This is a genomic window from Geotalea uraniireducens, from assembly GCF_027943965.1.
GTDB classification, from domain to species: Bacteria; Desulfobacterota; Desulfuromonadia; order Geobacterales; family Geobacteraceae; genus Geobacter; species Geobacter uraniireducens.
Genome location: NZ_AP027151.1, coordinates 3,889,132 through 3,903,610, shown reverse-complemented (window position 1 = coordinate 3,903,610; position 14,479 = coordinate 3,889,132). Strand labels below are relative to the sequence as shown.

The window sequence follows — 14,479 nt, the reverse complement described above, 5'->3', positions numbered from 1 at the left end:
CCGGCAATTGGCTCCTGGCCTCAATGGCTCACCGCACTCTTCTGCCGCTGGCGCAGGAACAGCCAGACCAGCGGCGGCAGGAGGAGCAGGTAGGCGACGAAGAGCAGCCGGAAGCTGTTCCCCACCCCATGAGCGTCGGCATAGCGGCCGATGAACGGGCCGGTGACGGCGAAGAGCAGCCGGAAGCAGAGGGACTGGAGCGAGAGCATCCCTGCCCGGTTGGCGGAGGGGATTTCGGCTTGGGCGACGTGCAGCAGGAACGGTCCCCGCAACCCCCGCATTGCCGTCAGCAGGTAATAGAAGAGAAAGCCCCACACCCCCACCGCCAGCCCAAGCCCGAGAAAGCCGCCCCAGACCAGCACTATCAGGAAGACGATCATACCGCGGTCGCCGAACTGCTCGCGCAGCCGGTGGCTGCTGACGGCGCAGAGGGCGACGGTGAGGTTGGCGCCGGCCCAGATCGGGCCGAAGGAGGCGAGGGGGACGCCGGCCTGCCGCATGTAGGGCTGGATCAGCCAGACCGGGTAGAAGGAGGCGAGGCCGAGGGCGATGCTGAGGAGGACCGTTACCCGCAGGCGCCGGTTGTCGACGAAGACATAGCGCGCCGAGGCAAGGGCCTCGTGCAGATGGTTGACCTGGCAGTGCCGCTCGCGGGGCGGTTCGCTCATGCCGCGGGTGAGGAGGAGCGCCAGGAGCCAGACCGCCACCTGGAGCAGGAAGGGGAGGAGCGGGTAGCGGGCGTAGAGGACCCCGGCGAAGAGCGCCCCGGCGGCCTCGCCGGTCTGGCCGAAAAAGGTGGAGCGCCCCTCGAAGCGGCCGTAGGCCGCCTCGTCCGCCGTTCCCTTGAGCGATTCATAGAGCAGGGCGCTGTCGGTGCCGCTGATGAACGAGGTGGAGATGCCGAGCAGGGTTTCGGCGATCAGCACGTCGCGGAACGAGGAGGCGACGGTGTAGACCCCCCAGCCGGCAACGCCGAGGACCGCCGCCAGGGTCAGGGCGGTGCGGTAGCCGAGCCGGTCGCTGATGTAGCCGGAGGGGTATTCCATTACGACCATCGCTACGGCAAAGATGCTTTGCAAAAGGAGGATCTGCGCCAGCGAGAGGCCGATCCGGTCCTTCCAGAAGAGGGTGATGATCGCCATCGGGAAGAGGGTCATCTGCAGGAAGGAGAAGGCGTAGAGCAGGGGGATATTGCGCCGGAGCGAGGTCATGGCGGCATTATGGCCCATTCCGGCGCAATTATGAAGCGGGAAGGTGCGGCTGCCGGCGGCTGCGGCGCATTCCGCGCTTGAAATTTGCCGGCGAGCTGCAGCACAATGGTTGTCGGCAGCGGGCAGTTCTTGACCCTTGACGGAAGGCGGCAGCGAGACGACGATGTTCGACGGGATTTTCTGGGACAACGACGGGGTGCTGATGGAGACCGAGCACCTTTACTATCAGGCCAATGCGGCGGCGCTGGCGCAGGCGGGGGTGACGCTCACCCTCGACGACTTCCGCCGTATCTCGCTGCGCCAGGGGGAGAGCGTCCTCGATCTGGCCGCCGGCAGGGGGGAGGAGGCGACGACGGCGCTCCGCCGGGTGCGGGACGAGCTCTATTACCGGCTGTTGGGCGAAGAGGCGCGGCCGCTGGCGGGGGTGGCGGAAACCCTGGCGCGGCTCCACGGCCGGCTGCCGATGGCGATCGTCACCAGCTGCCGCCGGGAGAATTTCCTGCAGATGCACCGGGCGAGCGGGCTGCTCGGCTATTTCGATTTCATCCTCACCCGCGAGGATTACGGCGCCTCCAAGCCCGATCCGGAGCCGTACCGGACCGCCTGCGTCCGGGCCGGGCTCGACCCCGGCCGCTGCCTGGCCATCGAGGATTCGGAGCGGGGGGTGATCTCCGCCGCCCGGGCCGGACTGGCCGTCGCCGCGATCCCCGGCGAGATGAACCGGGGGGGCGATTTCGGCGCCGCCCGCTGGCTGCTGACGGGGATCGACGAGCTGCCGGCGCTGCTCGGCCTCGACTAGGGCAGAAAAGGGGAGCGCAGCAGAAATTCTTTGCCGTGCCGCTCCGCCTGTGGCATGATTTCCGCGACCCTCGAGTACCTCCGACCCCAGGCGGGCCGGGAGACGCTCACCTTCACCATGCCGTACCGGCGGTTCCTGGAGATGGAGGCGACCGTGGCGGGGAGCTTCCTCGAAGAGGAACCGTGGCTGGCCGCTGGTCGGCTGACGGTCAGGCACAGGAGATCCGAGACGATGTCCCAACCGCGCAACCGCCGCGAACCGCGCTTCCTTGTGCTGGCCACCGTGACCTGCCTGGCGGTCTCCGCCATCCGGCCGCACGATTACCCGACCTGGCTGATGGAGATCGCCCCGATCCTGATCATCGCGCCGCTCTTGGTCGCCAGCTACCGGCGCCTGCCGCTGACCACGCTCTTGTACCGGCTGCTGTTCGTCCATGCGCTGATTCTGATGGTCGGCGGCCACTATACCTATGCCGAGGTGCCGCTCGGCAACTGGCTGAAAGAGCTGTTCGGCTTCGCCCGCAATCACTACGACCGGATCGGCCACTTCGCCCAGGGGTTCGTTCCGGCGATCCTGACCCGCGAAATCCTGCTCCGCCGTTCGCCGTTGCTGCCGGGAAAATGGCTGTTCCTGCTGACGACCTCGGTCTGTCTCGCCTTCAGCGCCTGCTATGAGTTCATCGAGTGGTGGAGTGCCCTGCTCGGCGGGTCGGCTGCCGATGCCTTCCTCGGCACCCAGGGGGATGTCTGGGATACCCAGTGGGACATGTTTTTCTGTCTGATCGGCGCGCTGACCGCCCAGCTCCTGCTGGCCCGGATTCACGACCGGGCGTTGCGCGAGACCGACGCGGCGGTAGCCGGTAAGTGGCCGGTGGCGCCCGAAGGGTAGGGCTGGACTGTACATATCGCCTCAACACGAAAAAAGCCCGCCGAAAGCGGGCTTTTTTCGCTGCTGCCGCTCTGCCGGAAGCCGGCTCAGGCGGCTTTGCGCGCGGCTGCTGCCGCGAAGTGCTCGGCAAAGGTCGTCTTGGCGAACGCCTCGATTGAGGTCGTGGTCGTGTTTTCCGACGTCCTCGGCCGGTTGACGGCAAAGCGTCCCTCGTTCAGAGCCCGGTTCATCTCGATGAACAGCCGGCTCGCGTCGCTGCCGATCCCCATCTCGCGCAGCCACCGTTCCGCTTCCCCGTACGAGAACTGCACGTACTGCAGATTGGCGAGGCCGATGCTCCGGCCGATGACGGCGGTCGCTTCGGCGAGGGAGAGATCGCGCTCACCGAGCAGGTCCTGGACACCCTTGCCGGCGAAGTCCCGTTTGACGAGCCGCTCTGCTGCGTAGGCGGCGATGTCGCGGGTGGCGATCATGGCGAACTTCACGTCGCCGCGGATGGCCGAGCCGGCGATCCCCTTGGCGTTGATCAGGGGGATGTTCAACTGCAGATTCTCCATGAAGTAGGTAGGACGGAGATGGAGAACGTTCACCCCGGCCAGCCGGTTGAGCCGCGCTTCCTGGTCGCGGAGCCCGAGAATCGGCCCGGTCCCCTCGGCCAGCTCGGCTCCCTGGCTGCTCAGGTTCACGACGTACTTCACTCCTGCCGCCGTGATCGCCGTGGCGAGATTTTCACCGATCTCGTTCTGGTAAGCCCGGAAATCCCCGGCGTTGTATCCCGGGGGGATCATGGAGAACACCGCCGTGGCGCCGCGGAAGGCTTCGACCAGGAATGCCCTATCCGTCAGGTCGCCGATAGCCGCTTCTGCACCCCGATTGACAAACCGCTGGAGATGTTCTCTCTTCCTACTGATCACTCGCACCTGCTCGCCTGCGGTCAGCAGGATATCGGCAATTTTACTGCCGATATTGCCCGTTGCTCCGGTGATGACGTACATAGTATCCTCCTCCGGCGCTGCGAAGCGCCGTGCGCTCTTTTCACTTAGCTGCTATGGAGTTACTATAGCACATTCCGGAGGTTACGGTGATATGGAATTTCAATATCAGTTGTCGCCAGGCTACCGCTTAGCTTCCGGATAGGGGCGACAGGCGATTCGGCACTCTTCCCGGTGCCCGTTGCCGCCGATGGCACCGAGGGTGGCGATGATGCCGGCGGCAGCAGCGTCCGCCGCGATGATGTCGAGTTTCACCTTCTCGACGACGTCCGCCGGGAACGTCGCCCCGCGAAACCGCATCGGCGGCCCCTTTTCGTGGCAGCGGACGATGCTCTCCATGAAATCGTCGACTCCCATCTCCTCCAGGGCGTCCCGGACTTCCTGCAGCCTAAATTTCTGGATGACCGCTTCGATCTGTTGCATGGCTCCCTCCCGGTGCGGGCTTTACCGCCCCAACGTGCCGGAGCGGCTTGGGAAGGTCGTTACATGGCCCGTGCCAAGGCAAGTGTCGATCATTAACGTAACGATCACGGCCGGTTAGCCGTGGCCCGCTCGGGGGGTACACGACGGGGTGCCGGAAAGTTGTGCAGGGGGGCGCCGGGTGTTCAGGAAATGGTCAGGCCACCGCGGGACGGGCGTTTTCCGGCGGGGACTGGGGCACGCGGGCGGGGCATTATCTGTTCGTCAGCGGTCCGGCCGCTGTGCTATAGTGGCAGGCAGCGCTGCAGCGGCAGCGCCATCTTCGAGAAGCAGGCTGTTTATGACCGCATTTCCGCTCTCCTCCCCCTTCGGGCCGGCCCCGTCGCCGTCTGCCCTGCTGGCGGTCCTGAAGCTGTTCGTCATCCCGGTGGGGGGCGGCATCCCGGCCGGGGTGCTGCTCGCCCAGGCCAAAGGGGTGACCTGGCCGGTTACCACCCTGCTCTACCTGGTTTCGGATCTCCTTCTGGCTGTGGCCTTCGAACCGGTGCTGCGGCTGCTCGCCCTGCTCTGTGGCCGGGTGCCGTTTCTCGCCCGGCTCGGCACCGCCCTGAAGGCAGCCACGGCGCGGAGCGCGGCGCATTTCGGCGGTACCGGCGCCGGGCCGCTGGCACTGGTGATGATTGCCTTCGGCGTCGATCCGATGACCGGCCGTTCCTCGGCGCTGGCCGCCGGTTACGGCTTCGTCGCCGGCTGGCTCTTCGCCATCGCCGGCGACATGCTCTATTTTGCGGTGATCGCCCTGACCACCGTGCGCCTGAACAGCTATTTTCACGACCCCGAGACGACGGTGCTCTTCGTCCTCGGGGCGATGCTCATCGTGCCGGCACTGGTCCGGCGACTTCGCCCGCATCCGGCGTAAAGTGCGGCCATCGGCGGACGGGAAGGGGGAACAATGGATTGGCAACCGGCGCCGGGATTGTACCGGCACTACAAGGGGGGCGAGTACCGGGTCATCGGCATTGCCCGCCACAGCGAGACCGATGAACCGCTGGTGGTCTACCGCTGCCTCGCCGCCGACGGTTCCCTCTGGGTGCGGCCGCTGGCGATGTTCGGCGAGACGGTGACGGTGAACGGTGTCGCGCAGCCCCGTTTCCGGCTGATCGCCGCCGACCATCCCACTGGCGTGACCGCTGCCGGACTGATCGACTCCCTCGGCCTGGCCCGCCATCCGGAGGGAGGGTGGTACCGGGAGACCTATCGGGCAAGCGGCTCAATCCCCGGCCACCTCCTCCCGGAGCCGTTCGCCGGCGAGCGTTCCTACGCGACGGCGATCTACTTCCTGCTGGAACGGGGGGACGTGTCGGCGCTGCACCGGCTCAGGTCGGACGAGCTGTGGCATTTCCATGCCGGTGCTCCGCTGACCGTCCATGTCATCACTCCCGGCGGCGACTACTATTCCCTGCGGCTGGGGAGCGAGCCGGCGGCGGGCGAGACGTTCCAGGCAGCGGTCCCGGCGGGGTGCTGGTTCGGCGCCGAGACGGCGGGCGCATACTCGCTGGTGGGGTGCACGGTGGCTCCCGGCTTCGATTTTGCCGATTTCGAGCTGGGGCACCGGGCCGAGCTGCTCCGTCGCTTCCCGGCCCATGCCGGGATCATCCGGCGGCTGACCCCGGCCGACTGACCGGCCGGCATTGCCGGTGGCGCCATTCTCCCCCGTTGACGTTTCGCGTTCTCCGGCCAGAGTTGAATTGTCGGCAGCGACGGGAAAACGGGGGAGGGAGAGGGAAAAGGGCCGCCTGGAAGCCTTCAGTGAAGGGGGCGGCAATTGACAAAGGGCGACCCCTGGGGCCGCCCTTTGCTGTTGGCACCGGCGATGGTTCTTCCTCAGGGGCTTGTGGTCAGACCGATATCGCCGAGGTCGGTGGCGGCCCCCGCGGTGACGTTTACCGCCGGCGAGGAGTAGACCTGGAAGCCGTTGGCGGTGATGAAGGTCTTGTACGAGACCGACGTCGAGCCGGGGACGAAGGCGGCGAAGGGGGCCTGCCAGGTGCCGCTGGTGTAGTTGCTGAAGATGCGGCCGCTGGCGATCGGGTCGACGTCGTTGATCGTGCCGCGCCGCTTGACGGCTACCGTGGCGCTGGACCACGGGGCGAAGGCGGTGACGTTGCCGGTAATCGAGCCGTACTGGCCGAGGACTGCCGCCAGCTGGACCAGCCGGATGCCGGTCGGTTTCAGGTTGTAGGCGCCGTTGCCGCGGGCGACGATGGCGGTATTCGGATCGAAGTCGATCATCACCGCGTTGATCTGGCCCTGTTTGACGGTGATCGGGCCGAGGATTTTAAGGCCGGACTGCTGGGCACTGGGCGTCGTCAGCGGGATTCTGGTCGCCGGATCGGTTTTCAGGACGAGATAGTTGACCGGTGTTTGTCCCTGCCCGGTGGGGTTCGGTTCGAGGATCAGGCGGATCTGGCTGTAGGTCCCGGCCGGCAGAAGCGCTTCTCCCAGGGCCTGCTGCACGAACTGCAACTGCATGACGTCGATGACCCGTGGTATACTGAACTGGGCCACGATCGGCAGCCCCGGGTCATTGTCCGCGGCATTCTCGCGGCCGGCGGGCACCGCCCGGATCTCCCTGATGCTGACGACCACCTGGGCGAAATTGTCGCTCTGCTTGTCGGTGATGGCCAACTGCAGGGTTCCCGTCGAGGAGCTGCCGCTCCCGCCGCCGCCACCACATCCCTGGAACTGGAGCAGGGCGAACGACGCGATGCCAAGGGCGACCACCATTGTTAAGAGGGCTGACATTCTTTTCCACATAGGCGCTCCTTTGCCGGCCCGGAAAATGACAAAGCCGGGCCGCTGAAATAGGGTGATATTTCGGCAACCCGGCTGTCTCGGTGAGACCCTGTGGGCTTTCCGCCCCACCCTCGCGGGTGGTTGAGTATTATCGTCTACCACGTCAATCGTTTTGTACTGCCAACTATAACAGCGTCAGGCGAAAGTCAAGTGACAATCTGTTACGGAGGATGCCGATGCCCAAACCATCGATAACCAGGGAATCGGGCCGCTATTTTCTTACCGACCGGATCAGGGACGAAGTCGATTGGTGGGACACTCCCCAGTCGCGGGGCGTCGCGCCGCCGCCGGTCCAAAAACCGCCGGCACCGGGCGCGACGATCGTCCCGCTGCCGCGGCCGGAGGAGTGGCGGATTCCGCCCTGCGAACTCGTCGCCGCCCTAGCCCGGCGGGAAAGCCGGCGCCGGTTCCTGGCGGCGCCGCTGACCCTCGACGAGCTGGCGTTTCTCCTCTGGGGCAGCCAGGGGGTGCGCCAGCAGCTCCCCGAGGCGGCGGTGTTCCGCACCGTGCCGTCGGCCGGCTGCCGCCATCCCTTCGAGACCTACCTGGCCGTGCTGCAAGTCGCTACCCTGCCTTCGGGCATCTACCGCTATCTCCCGCTCGACCACGCCCTCGTGGCGGTCGGCGCACCCGCCGATCTGGCGGTCCGGCTTACGGCAGCCGCCCGGGGACAACGCTTCGCCGGGGAGGCGGCGGTGACGTTCCTCTGGACGGCCATCCCCGGCCGTACCGAGTGGCGCTATGCCGAGGCGTCCTACAAGGTGATCGCCCTCGATGCCGGGCATCTCTGCCAGAATCTCTACCTGGCCTGCGAGGCGATTGGCGCCGGGACCTGTGCCATCGCCGCCTATAACCAAGAATTGGCCGATCAACTGCTCGGGGTGGATGGCGCCGAGGAGTTCGTCGTCTATCTCGCCCCGGTCGGCAAGGTTGGCGGGGGCAGGCGATGAAACTCTATCGGCTGCAGCAGACCCAAGCGCTGCCGATCCCGCTGGCGGCGGCGTGGGCATTCTTCGCCAATCCCGCCAACCTGCCGCTGATCACCCCGCCCGACCTCGGTTTCCGGGTCACCTCGCCGCTGCCGGCGCGGATGTATGCCGGGATGATCGTCAGCTACACCGTAACCCCCTTCGTCGGGCTACCGGTCGCCTGGGTGACGGAGATCACCCGGGCCGAGGAGCCGCGGTTCTTTGTCGACGAACAGCGCTGCGGCCCCTACCGCTTCTGGCATCACCAGCACCTCTTCCGGGAGGTCGCCGGCGGAACCGAGATGACCGATCTGGTCCATTACCGCCTGCCGTTCGAACCGTTGAGCCGGCTGATCGCGCCGCTGGTGCAGCGACGGCTCGCCGGGATCTTCGCCTATCGCCGTCGGGTGCTGGAGGAGCGGTTCGGCCGCTTGAGCGGCGCCGCCGGGGGCGGCGGTCCGGGGGAGGCCGGATAAAACGACGGGCGGCCATGGGGCCGCCCGTGTGCTACTGCATGAGGTGAAAGCTATTGCCGGCAGGGGAGCCGTTGCTTTCCCCGGCGCGGCGGGCGGGGTCACCGTTCCCGGCCCCGCTCCCGTTCATCGTCTTTCTTCTGCCACTGGCCCTGCCCCCGCTGTTCCTGCCCCTGGGGCCGGGGCGCCTGTCGTTCGTACTGTCCCGGCGCCTGCGGCCGCCGTTCTTCCCGGTAGGTCGGGCCGCGCTGCTGCGGTGCCGGCTGATACGGGGCCGGCCGCTGGATTTCCTGCGGTCCCTGCTTCCTCATCTGCCGCTCTTCCTGCCCTTGCCGACGCACCGGCGCCGCTGCCGGCTGTCCCCCCTGTTGCCTGAAGTGCTCACGGACCGCCTTGCTGCGGGGCTGGTAGCGGTAATGCTGGCGGCGCAGCTCGCGTTGCTGGTCCATTGCGGGATAGCGATCGCCGCTATAGCTCCGCTGGTAGGAGGGGAGCGGCGCGCGGGACGGGGCGCCCCGCCGGTTCCAACGGTCCCAATTATGGTGCCGCTGTTCCCACTCCCTCCCCCAATGCTCGCCCCATCGGGGGGGTGCATCCCGGCGCCAGCCCCGGAAGTAGGGCGGCGGGTGCCGGTAGTAGCGGACCGGGATCCGCAGGATGAACAGCGGCACGTCATAGGGGTCGACCAGCGACCACGGGCCGTTGTACCAGTAGCTCGCGTACCAGCTGTCGTCGAGATAGACCCAGTACATGCCGTCGTAGAAGAAATAGTTGGCATCAACCCGGGGGGCGTAATAGACCGGATAGCCCGGCACCGGCACGAGGTCGGGGAACAGCGGCAGGTTGATGCCGATCTGCAGGTTCGGCAGGCCGATGCCGATGCTGATGCCGGCCTGGGCCGGGGGCGCCGAACAGCAGAGCAGCAGCCCCAGCATGACGATTCCGTAACGTATCTTCCGCATGGTCTCCTCCATGGTGCCCGGCGGCGCGGCTGGCGCCGGCCGGCTGCGTGGTATGTGCCGGCGGACGGGTCGGGTGGTGCAGGCGGTGGCATCCCGCAGGGGGTGCCCCTCTAGTGTATCCCCGGTGGCCGGGCTGTCAATCGGGAGGGGGCGGCTATGCCGGATGGCGCCACAGCGGCCGGTGGGCCGCCGTGGCTGCTTGGACCGCCGCTCAGCCGGCGGCTTTGCCGGCTGCCGGGTTCATCTGCCAGAGCGCCAGCGTCGCGCCGGTCGGGTCGGTGATGACGCTGAACCAGCCGATGCCAGGGACCTCGGTGACCCCTTTGCAGATCGTTGCCCCGAGGGCGCGGGCCTTGTCGGTGGCGGCGGCCGCGTCATCGACCAGCACGTAGGCGAGCCAGAACGACGGGGCGCCGGGAACGGGGTTTTTCATTATCCCCCCGCCGGTCCCTTCGCCGACCTTGATCAGCGTGTAGTCCATTCCCGAAATTTCTTCCAGCTGCCAATCGAACAGTTCGCCGTAAAACGCCTTGGCCCTGGCCAGGTCGTTGGTCGCCAGTTCAACATGCACGAACGGATTTGCCATGACACGCACTCCTTTCTCTCGGCGGTGATCTCCGCTGTCTTTCATTATATCGCTGCCGGTTCCGGGAAGGGCGAAGGAAATTTCCGCTCCGCCGGCCGGAGTCTGGTATACTGGTAGCCGCAACAACATCCACGACACGTACGGCCGGCCATGGCAACGGAGCCCACGGGGGAAGCATTCCCTGCGGGCTCTTTTTCTGTCGGCCGTGGGGAGCCGTATCGACGGGAGGAACGATGGCGACGATCATTTTCTGGGAAAAGCCGGGGTGCCAGGGGAATGCCCGGCAGAAGGAAATCCTGCTTGCCTCCGGGCATCAGCTGGAGGTGCGCAACCTGCTTGCCGAGCCGTGGAGCGAGGAGCGCCTGGCGCTCTTCTTCGGCGACCGGCCGGTCGTGGAGTGGTTCAATCCGGCCCATCCGCGGATCAAATCGGGCGAGGTGGTGCCGGCGTCCTTCGGCCGGGAGGAGGCGCTGCGGCTGATGGTGGCCGAGCCGCTCTTCATCGTCCGGCCGCTGATGCAGGTCGGCGAGGAACGGCTGGCCGGCTTCGAGGTGGCCCAGGTGCACAACTGGCTCGGGCTGGCGCTTGCCACCGTCGGCGAGCGGGATCCGCGGAACTGTCCCTGCGTGACCCGGAGCGCCCCGGCGGGAGGCCGGCCATGATCCCCGAACCGGCGCGGCTGGCGATCCACCAGGCCGGGCATGCGGTGGTGCAAACCCTGGTGGGGGGGCGACGCAGCGCCGTGCGCCGCGTTTCCCTGGCCGGCGAGCACGGTGCCGCCTGGGGCGGCCTGCCCGCCGCCGGCGAGGCGCTCCTCGACCAGGAAATCCTCTTCGGGCTTTACGAATTTGGCCTGGTGACGCTGGCCGGGATCGCCGCCGAAGAACGGTACCTGGCGAATTCCCCGCCGGCTGCCGAGCCGGTCGTGGCGCTGAGCGATCTGGCCGCCTGGCAGGAACAGGCCTGGCGCGTGCTGGGCGACGAAGCACGGGTGGCGCTCGTCAGCCGCAACGTCATGCGCCGGCTGGAGGAGTGGCTGGCGGACGGCGCGATCTGGCCGGTGGTCGAGCGGCTCGCCGCGGAGTTGCTGCTCCGGGAGACGGTCGAGGGGGCGGAGCTGCAGCAGCTCCTTGCCTCCCTGCCGGGCAGGGGGGGCGAGTAGCGGCCAATTCCGGCACGGCGTCCGCCGGCGGCGGTAAAGGGGTTGCGTCGGGCGCCGGATCGTGCTAGAGCTGGCAGGCGAACGAACCATGGGGGTGCCCATGGTTTTTTTGCGGGTGCTGCCGCGGCCGCGGCGGGACACGCCGCCGGTTTTCCGCTATAATGCGCAGGGAAGGGCAACATTTTCCGGGGAAAGGAAGACGACGGTGCGAAGACGGATACGGCTGCTGATCGCCTGCTCGCTGCTGGCACTGCTGTTCGGCTGCAGCAAGCTGACCATGGAGAATTACGAAAAGCTGCAGATGGGGCTCGGTTATGACGAGGTGGTCGATATCCTCGGCAAGCCCGACCACTGTTCGGAGGCGCTGTTCGTCCGGAGTTGCGTCTGGGGGGACGAACAGCGGAACATCACGGTCAACTTCGTCGGCGGCAAGGTGGTGCTGTTCACCAGCAAGAATCTCAAGTAGCCGGCTCCCGGAACACCTCGCGGCGTTTCCGGGGCGCGCAAGGAGGAAAAGGTGGAAAACTCCGCACAACCCGAACTATGCCGGGTGCACATCCTGCGGGTTGCCCGGGTCGACCAGCGGGGAATCTGGCTGGAGGCCGGCGGGCGACTGGCGCATCTCCCCCGGCGGGAGGTCCCGGAGGCGGCGGCCGGCGACGAGCTGGCGGCGTTCCTCTATCAGGACCAGACCGGGGAGTTGCAGGCCACCTGCCGGCAGCCGCTGGCCCAGGCCGGCGAATTCGCCCTGCTGACGGTCCGTTCGGTCGGTCCCCACGGCGCCTTTCTCGACTGGGGGCTGGCCAAGGACCTGCTCGTGCCGGCCAGTCTCCAGCAGGAGCGCTTGCAGGTCGGCGAGAGCTGCCTGGTGAAAGTAGCCGTCGACCGGCAGGGGCGGCCGTTCGGCAATGCCCGGATCGACGATTGCCTGGACTATGGCCGGCCTGCGCTGCAGGAAGGGGCGGCGGTGACCCTGCTCGTCTGGCAGCTCACCGAGCTCGGCGCCAAGGTGATCGTTGACGACCGGTTCCCCGGGCTGCTCTATCGGGACGAGCTGCCGGCCGGCGTCCGCCCCGGCATCCGCCTGGCCGGTTACGTCAAGCGGCTCCGGCCGGACGGCAAGCTGGATGTGACGTTGCACAAGGTCGGCGCGGCGGGGGTGGCCGACGCCCGCGAGGCGATCCTGGCGGCGCTGGCGGCCCACGGCGGCAGTCTCCCCCTCCATGACCAGAGCTCGCCGGAGGCCATTCAGCAGACCCTCGGGATGAGCAAGAAGACCTTCAAGAAGGCGGTCGGCGGCCTTTATAAGGAAGGGCTGGTGACGCTCGCCGCCACCGGCGTCGCGCTGACCGCGAAGAAACCCGGGCCGAAGCGGCCCTGAGCGCCACCGGCGCGGCCGGGCGGCTAATGAGTTGCGAGCGCCGCCGTAACATGCTATATCTGGTAAGCACCTGGACCACAGGGACACCCCCCTGTGGTCTTTTTTGTGGGCGCAGAAAGAGAGTCAACGGATGATTAGTGCTACCAATGTCAGCCTTGCCTATGGCAAGCGGGTCATTTTCAAGGACGTCAACATCAAGTTTGTGCCGGGCAACTGCTACGGCCTGATCGGCGCCAACGGCGCCGGCAAATCCACCTTCCTCAAGATCCTCGCCGGCGAGCTCGAAGCGGACTCGGGGACCGTCTCGGTCGGGCCGCGGGAGCGGATCGCCGTGCTGAAACAGGACCAGTTCGCCTTCGATGAGCATACCGTCTTCAACACCGTCATCATGGGGCATGCCCGGCTGTACGAAGTGATGACCGCCCGGGAGGCGCTGTACGCCAAGGCCGATTTTTCCGAAGAGGACGGGATCCGTTCGGCGGAGCTGGAGGCCGAGTTCGCCGAGCTGAACGGTTACGAGGCGGAGTCCGAGGCGGCGGTGCTGCTCAACGGCCTCGGCATTCCCGAAGAGCTGCGGCACAAGCAGATGAAGGAGCTGGAGGGGGGCGACAAGGTCCGGGTGCTGCTGGCCCAGGCGCTGTTCGGCAGCCCGGACGTGCTGCTGCTCGACGAGCCGACCAACCACCTGGACCTGAAGTCGATCGCCTGGCTGGCGGAGTTCCTCTTCCGCTTCCCCAACACGGTGATCGTCGTCTCCCACGATCGCCACTTCCTCAACCAGGTCTGCACCCATGTCGCCGATATCGACTTCGGCCGGATTCAGGTCTACGTCGGCAACTATGATTTCTGGTACCAGGCGAGCCAGCTGACCCTGAAGCAGAAGCAGGACGAGAACCGCAAGGTTACCGAGCGGGCCAACGAACTGAAGGAGTTCATCCAGCGCTTCAGCTCCAATGCCTCCAAGGCCAAGCAGGCCACCTCGCGGAAACGGCTGCTGGAGAAGCTGACCGTCGAGGAGATGCCGGTTTCGTCGCGCAAGTACCCTTACGTGGTCTTCAAGCCGGAGCGTCCCTGCGGCGACATCATCCTCGAGATCACCAACCTCGCCAAGGCGATCGACGGTGTGCCGGTGCTCCAGGATCTGACCCTGACGGTGCGTAAAGGGGACAAAATTGCCCTGGTCGGCGGCAACGGCCTGGCCAAGACGACCCTCTTCCAGATCCTGGCCGGCGAACTGGAGCCGGACAGCGGCAGCTTCCGCTGGGGGGTGACCATCACCAGCGCCTATTTCCCGAAGGAGAACGCCGCCTATTTCGCCAACGACCTGAACCTGATCGAGTGGCTCGGCCAGTACTCGCCGCCGAGCGAGGGCGAGTCCTTTGCCCGCGGCTTCCTCGGCCGGATGCTCTTCTCCGGCGACGAGGCGACCAAGAAGACCGCCGTTCTCTCCGGCGGCGAGCGGGTTCGCTGCATGCTGGCCCGGATGATGCTCACCGGCGCCAACGTGCTGCTGCTCGACGAACCGACCAACCACCTCGACCTGGAGTCGATCACCGCCCTCAACAACGGCCTGATCGCCTTTCCCGAGGTGCTGCTCTTCGCCTCCCACGACCACGAGTTCGTTGCCACCGTGGCGAACCGGATCGTCGAGATCACCCCCGGCGGGGTCATCGACCGGGTGATGGGCTTCGAGGAGTACCTGGAAAGCGCCGAAGTGGCCGAGACCCGCGACCGGCTCTGGCATGGCCACCACGACCTGACCCTCTAACCGACCCCGTTAC

General features: G+C 66.8%; 17 protein-coding genes and 1 riboswitch. Of the genes, 11 read left to right on the top strand and 6 right to left on the bottom strand.

The genetic code is table 11. The features are described from left to right. Nucleotides 1-20: 20 nt before the first annotated feature. Nucleotides 21-1,229: an MFS transporter gene (locus tag QMN23_RS18245; protein ID WP_282000761.1), complete on the bottom strand. Its 1,209-nt coding sequence runs from the start codon at nt 1,227-1,229 to the stop codon at nt 21-23. 145 nt (nt 1,230-1,374) lie between these two features. Here QMN23_RS18245 and QMN23_RS18240 point away from each other — a divergent pair, with 145 nt between their 5' ends. Both QMN23_RS18240 and QMN23_RS18235 read left to right on the top strand, forming a co-directional pair. Further along, nucleotides 1,375-2,010 (top strand): HAD family hydrolase, encoded by a 636-nt coding sequence (locus QMN23_RS18240; RefSeq protein WP_282000760.1) that lies wholly within the window; start codon nt 1,375-1,377, stop codon nt 2,008-2,010. Between the two features lie 54 nt (nt 2,011-2,064). Beyond that, on the top strand, nt 2,065-2,898 hold the full coding sequence (locus QMN23_RS18235) for a DUF2238 domain-containing protein (RefSeq protein ID WP_282000759.1): 834 nt from the start codon (nt 2,065-2,067) through the stop codon (nt 2,896-2,898). A gap of 86 nt (nt 2,899-2,984) precedes the next feature. Here QMN23_RS18235 and QMN23_RS18230 read toward each other — a convergent pair whose 3' ends face one another. Together QMN23_RS18230 and QMN23_RS18225 are read right to left on the bottom strand one after the other, a co-directional pair. After that, nucleotides 2,985-3,893 (bottom strand): NmrA family NAD(P)-binding protein, encoded by a 909-nt coding sequence (locus QMN23_RS18230; protein ID WP_282000758.1) that lies wholly within the window; start codon nt 3,891-3,893, stop codon nt 2,985-2,987. Between the two features lie 120 nt (nt 3,894-4,013). Next, on the bottom strand, nt 4,014-4,313 hold the full coding sequence (locus tag QMN23_RS18225; RefSeq protein ID WP_282000757.1) for a P-II family nitrogen regulator: 300 nt from the start codon (nt 4,311-4,313) through the stop codon (nt 4,014-4,016). A gap of 337 nt (nt 4,314-4,650) precedes the next feature. On the opposite strand from QMN23_RS18225, the gene QMN23_RS18220 reads away from it, so the two are divergent. Both QMN23_RS18220 and QMN23_RS18215 read left to right on the top strand, forming a co-directional pair. Continuing rightward, nucleotides 4,651-5,229: a hypothetical protein gene (locus QMN23_RS18220; RefSeq protein WP_282000756.1), complete on the top strand. Its 579-nt coding sequence runs from the start codon at nt 4,651-4,653 to the stop codon at nt 5,227-5,229. Nucleotides 5,230-5,262: 33 nt separating this feature from the next. Further along, complete coding sequence (locus QMN23_RS18215) at nt 5,263-5,991, top strand: cupin domain-containing protein (protein ID WP_282000755.1); 729 nt, start codon at nt 5,263-5,265, stop codon at nt 5,989-5,991. Nucleotides 5,992-6,194: 203 nt separating this feature from the next. Here QMN23_RS18215 and QMN23_RS18210 read toward each other — a convergent pair whose 3' ends face one another. Beyond that, nucleotides 6,195-7,127, bottom strand: a complete 933-nt coding sequence (locus QMN23_RS18210; protein ID WP_282000754.1) for a DUF4382 domain-containing protein — start codon at nt 7,125-7,127, stop codon at nt 6,195-6,197. Nucleotides 7,128-7,186: 59 nt separating this feature from the next. Next, nucleotides 7,187-7,263, bottom strand: a riboswitch (cyclic di-GMP riboswitch). 79 nt (nt 7,264-7,342) lie between these two features. On the opposite strand from QMN23_RS18210, the gene QMN23_RS18205 reads away from it, so the two are divergent. Together QMN23_RS18205 and QMN23_RS18200 are read left to right on the top strand one after the other, a co-directional pair. Beyond that, the gene (locus QMN23_RS18205; protein ID WP_282000753.1) at nt 7,343-8,116 is read left to right on the top strand and encodes a SagB/ThcOx family dehydrogenase; all 774 of its coding nucleotides are present in this window, start codon (nt 7,343-7,345) and stop codon (nt 8,114-8,116) included. Next, complete coding sequence (locus tag QMN23_RS18200) at nt 8,113-8,610, top strand: SRPBCC family protein (RefSeq protein ID WP_282000752.1); 498 nt, start codon at nt 8,113-8,115, stop codon at nt 8,608-8,610. Before QMN23_RS18205 ends, QMN23_RS18200 begins: the two co-directional genes overlap by 4 nt. 98 nt (nt 8,611-8,708) lie before the next feature. Here QMN23_RS18200 and QMN23_RS18195 read toward each other — a convergent pair whose 3' ends face one another. Next, nucleotides 8,709-9,569: a hypothetical protein gene (locus QMN23_RS18195; RefSeq protein WP_282000751.1), complete on the bottom strand. Its 861-nt coding sequence runs from the start codon at nt 9,567-9,569 to the stop codon at nt 8,709-8,711. Between the two features lie 211 nt (nt 9,570-9,780). Beyond that, complete coding sequence (locus QMN23_RS18190; protein ID WP_282000750.1) at nt 9,781-10,155, bottom strand: VOC family protein; 375 nt, start codon at nt 10,153-10,155, stop codon at nt 9,781-9,783. A gap of 233 nt (nt 10,156-10,388) precedes the next feature. Between QMN23_RS18190 and QMN23_RS18185 the strand changes: the two genes are divergently transcribed. The 5 genes from QMN23_RS18185 to QMN23_RS18165 all read left to right on the top strand — a co-directional run bounded on the left by QMN23_RS18185 (nt 10,389) and on the right by QMN23_RS18165 (nt 14,466). Then, nucleotides 10,389-10,817 (top strand): arsenate reductase family protein, encoded by a 429-nt coding sequence (locus QMN23_RS18185; RefSeq protein WP_282000749.1) that lies wholly within the window; start codon nt 10,389-10,391, stop codon nt 10,815-10,817. Continuing rightward, nucleotides 10,814-11,317 carry a hypothetical protein gene (locus QMN23_RS18180; protein WP_282000748.1) on the top strand — a complete coding sequence of 168 codons (504 nt, stop codon included), beginning with the start codon at nt 10,814-10,816 and terminating at the stop codon, nt 11,315-11,317. Before QMN23_RS18185 ends, QMN23_RS18180 begins: the two co-directional genes overlap by 4 nt. Before the next feature lie 205 nt (nt 11,318-11,522). Next, nucleotides 11,523-11,783 carry a DUF3862 domain-containing protein gene (locus QMN23_RS18175; protein WP_282000747.1) on the top strand — a complete coding sequence of 87 codons (261 nt, stop codon included), beginning with the start codon at nt 11,523-11,525 and terminating at the stop codon, nt 11,781-11,783. A 51-nt stretch (nt 11,784-11,834) separates the two neighbouring features. Next, nucleotides 11,835-12,698, top strand: a complete 864-nt coding sequence (locus QMN23_RS18170; RefSeq protein WP_282000746.1) for a CvfB family protein — start codon at nt 11,835-11,837, stop codon at nt 12,696-12,698. A gap of 130 nt (nt 12,699-12,828) precedes the next feature. Further along, nucleotides 12,829-14,466, top strand: a complete 1,638-nt coding sequence (locus QMN23_RS18165) for an ABC-F family ATP-binding cassette domain-containing protein (protein WP_282000745.1) — start codon at nt 12,829-12,831, stop codon at nt 14,464-14,466. The last annotated feature ends 13 nt before the right edge of the window (nt 14,467-14,479 follow it).

What these genes read in the sequence shown, in the direction of transcription:
- QMN23_RS18210 (WP_282000754.1), bottom strand. Translation starts at nt 7,127, where the DNA reads ATGTGGAAAAGAATGTCAGCCCTCTTAACAATGGTGGTCGCCCTTGGC.
- QMN23_RS18185 (WP_282000749.1), top strand. Translation starts at nt 10,389, where the DNA reads ATGGCGACGATCATTTTCTGGGAAAAGCCGGGGTGCCAGGGGAATGCC.
- QMN23_RS18190 (WP_282000750.1), bottom strand. Translation starts at nt 10,155, where the DNA reads ATGGCAAATCCGTTCGTGCATGTTGAACTGGCGACCAACGACCTGGCC.
- QMN23_RS18230 (WP_282000758.1), bottom strand. Translation starts at nt 3,893, where the DNA reads ATGTACGTCATCACCGGAGCAACGGGCAATATCGGCAGTAAAATTGCC.
- QMN23_RS18240 (WP_282000760.1), top strand. Translation starts at nt 1,375, where the DNA reads ATGTTCGACGGGATTTTCTGGGACAACGACGGGGTGCTGATGGAGACC.
- QMN23_RS18235 (WP_282000759.1), top strand. Translation starts at nt 2,065, where the DNA reads ATGATTTCCGCGACCCTCGAGTACCTCCGACCCCAGGCGGGCCGGGAG.
- QMN23_RS18225 (WP_282000757.1), bottom strand. Translation starts at nt 4,313, where the DNA reads ATGCAACAGATCGAAGCGGTCATCCAGAAATTTAGGCTGCAGGAAGTC.
- QMN23_RS18180 (WP_282000748.1), top strand. Translation starts at nt 10,814, where the DNA reads ATGATCCCCGAACCGGCGCGGCTGGCGATCCACCAGGCCGGGCATGCG.
- QMN23_RS18215 (WP_282000755.1), top strand. Translation starts at nt 5,263, where the DNA reads ATGGATTGGCAACCGGCGCCGGGATTGTACCGGCACTACAAGGGGGGC.
- QMN23_RS18220 (WP_282000756.1), top strand. Translation starts at nt 4,651, where the DNA reads ATGACCGCATTTCCGCTCTCCTCCCCCTTCGGGCCGGCCCCGTCGCCG.
- QMN23_RS18195 (WP_282000751.1), bottom strand. Translation starts at nt 9,569, where the DNA reads ATGCGGAAGATACGTTACGGAATCGTCATGCTGGGGCTGCTGCTCTGC.
- QMN23_RS18200 (WP_282000752.1), top strand. Translation starts at nt 8,113, where the DNA reads ATGAAACTCTATCGGCTGCAGCAGACCCAAGCGCTGCCGATCCCGCTG.
- QMN23_RS18165 (WP_282000745.1), top strand. Translation starts at nt 12,829, where the DNA reads ATGATTAGTGCTACCAATGTCAGCCTTGCCTATGGCAAGCGGGTCATT.
- QMN23_RS18245 (WP_282000761.1), bottom strand. Translation starts at nt 1,229, where the DNA reads ATGGGCCATAATGCCGCCATGACCTCGCTCCGGCGCAATATCCCCCTG.
- QMN23_RS18205 (WP_282000753.1), top strand. Translation starts at nt 7,343, where the DNA reads ATGCCCAAACCATCGATAACCAGGGAATCGGGCCGCTATTTTCTTACC.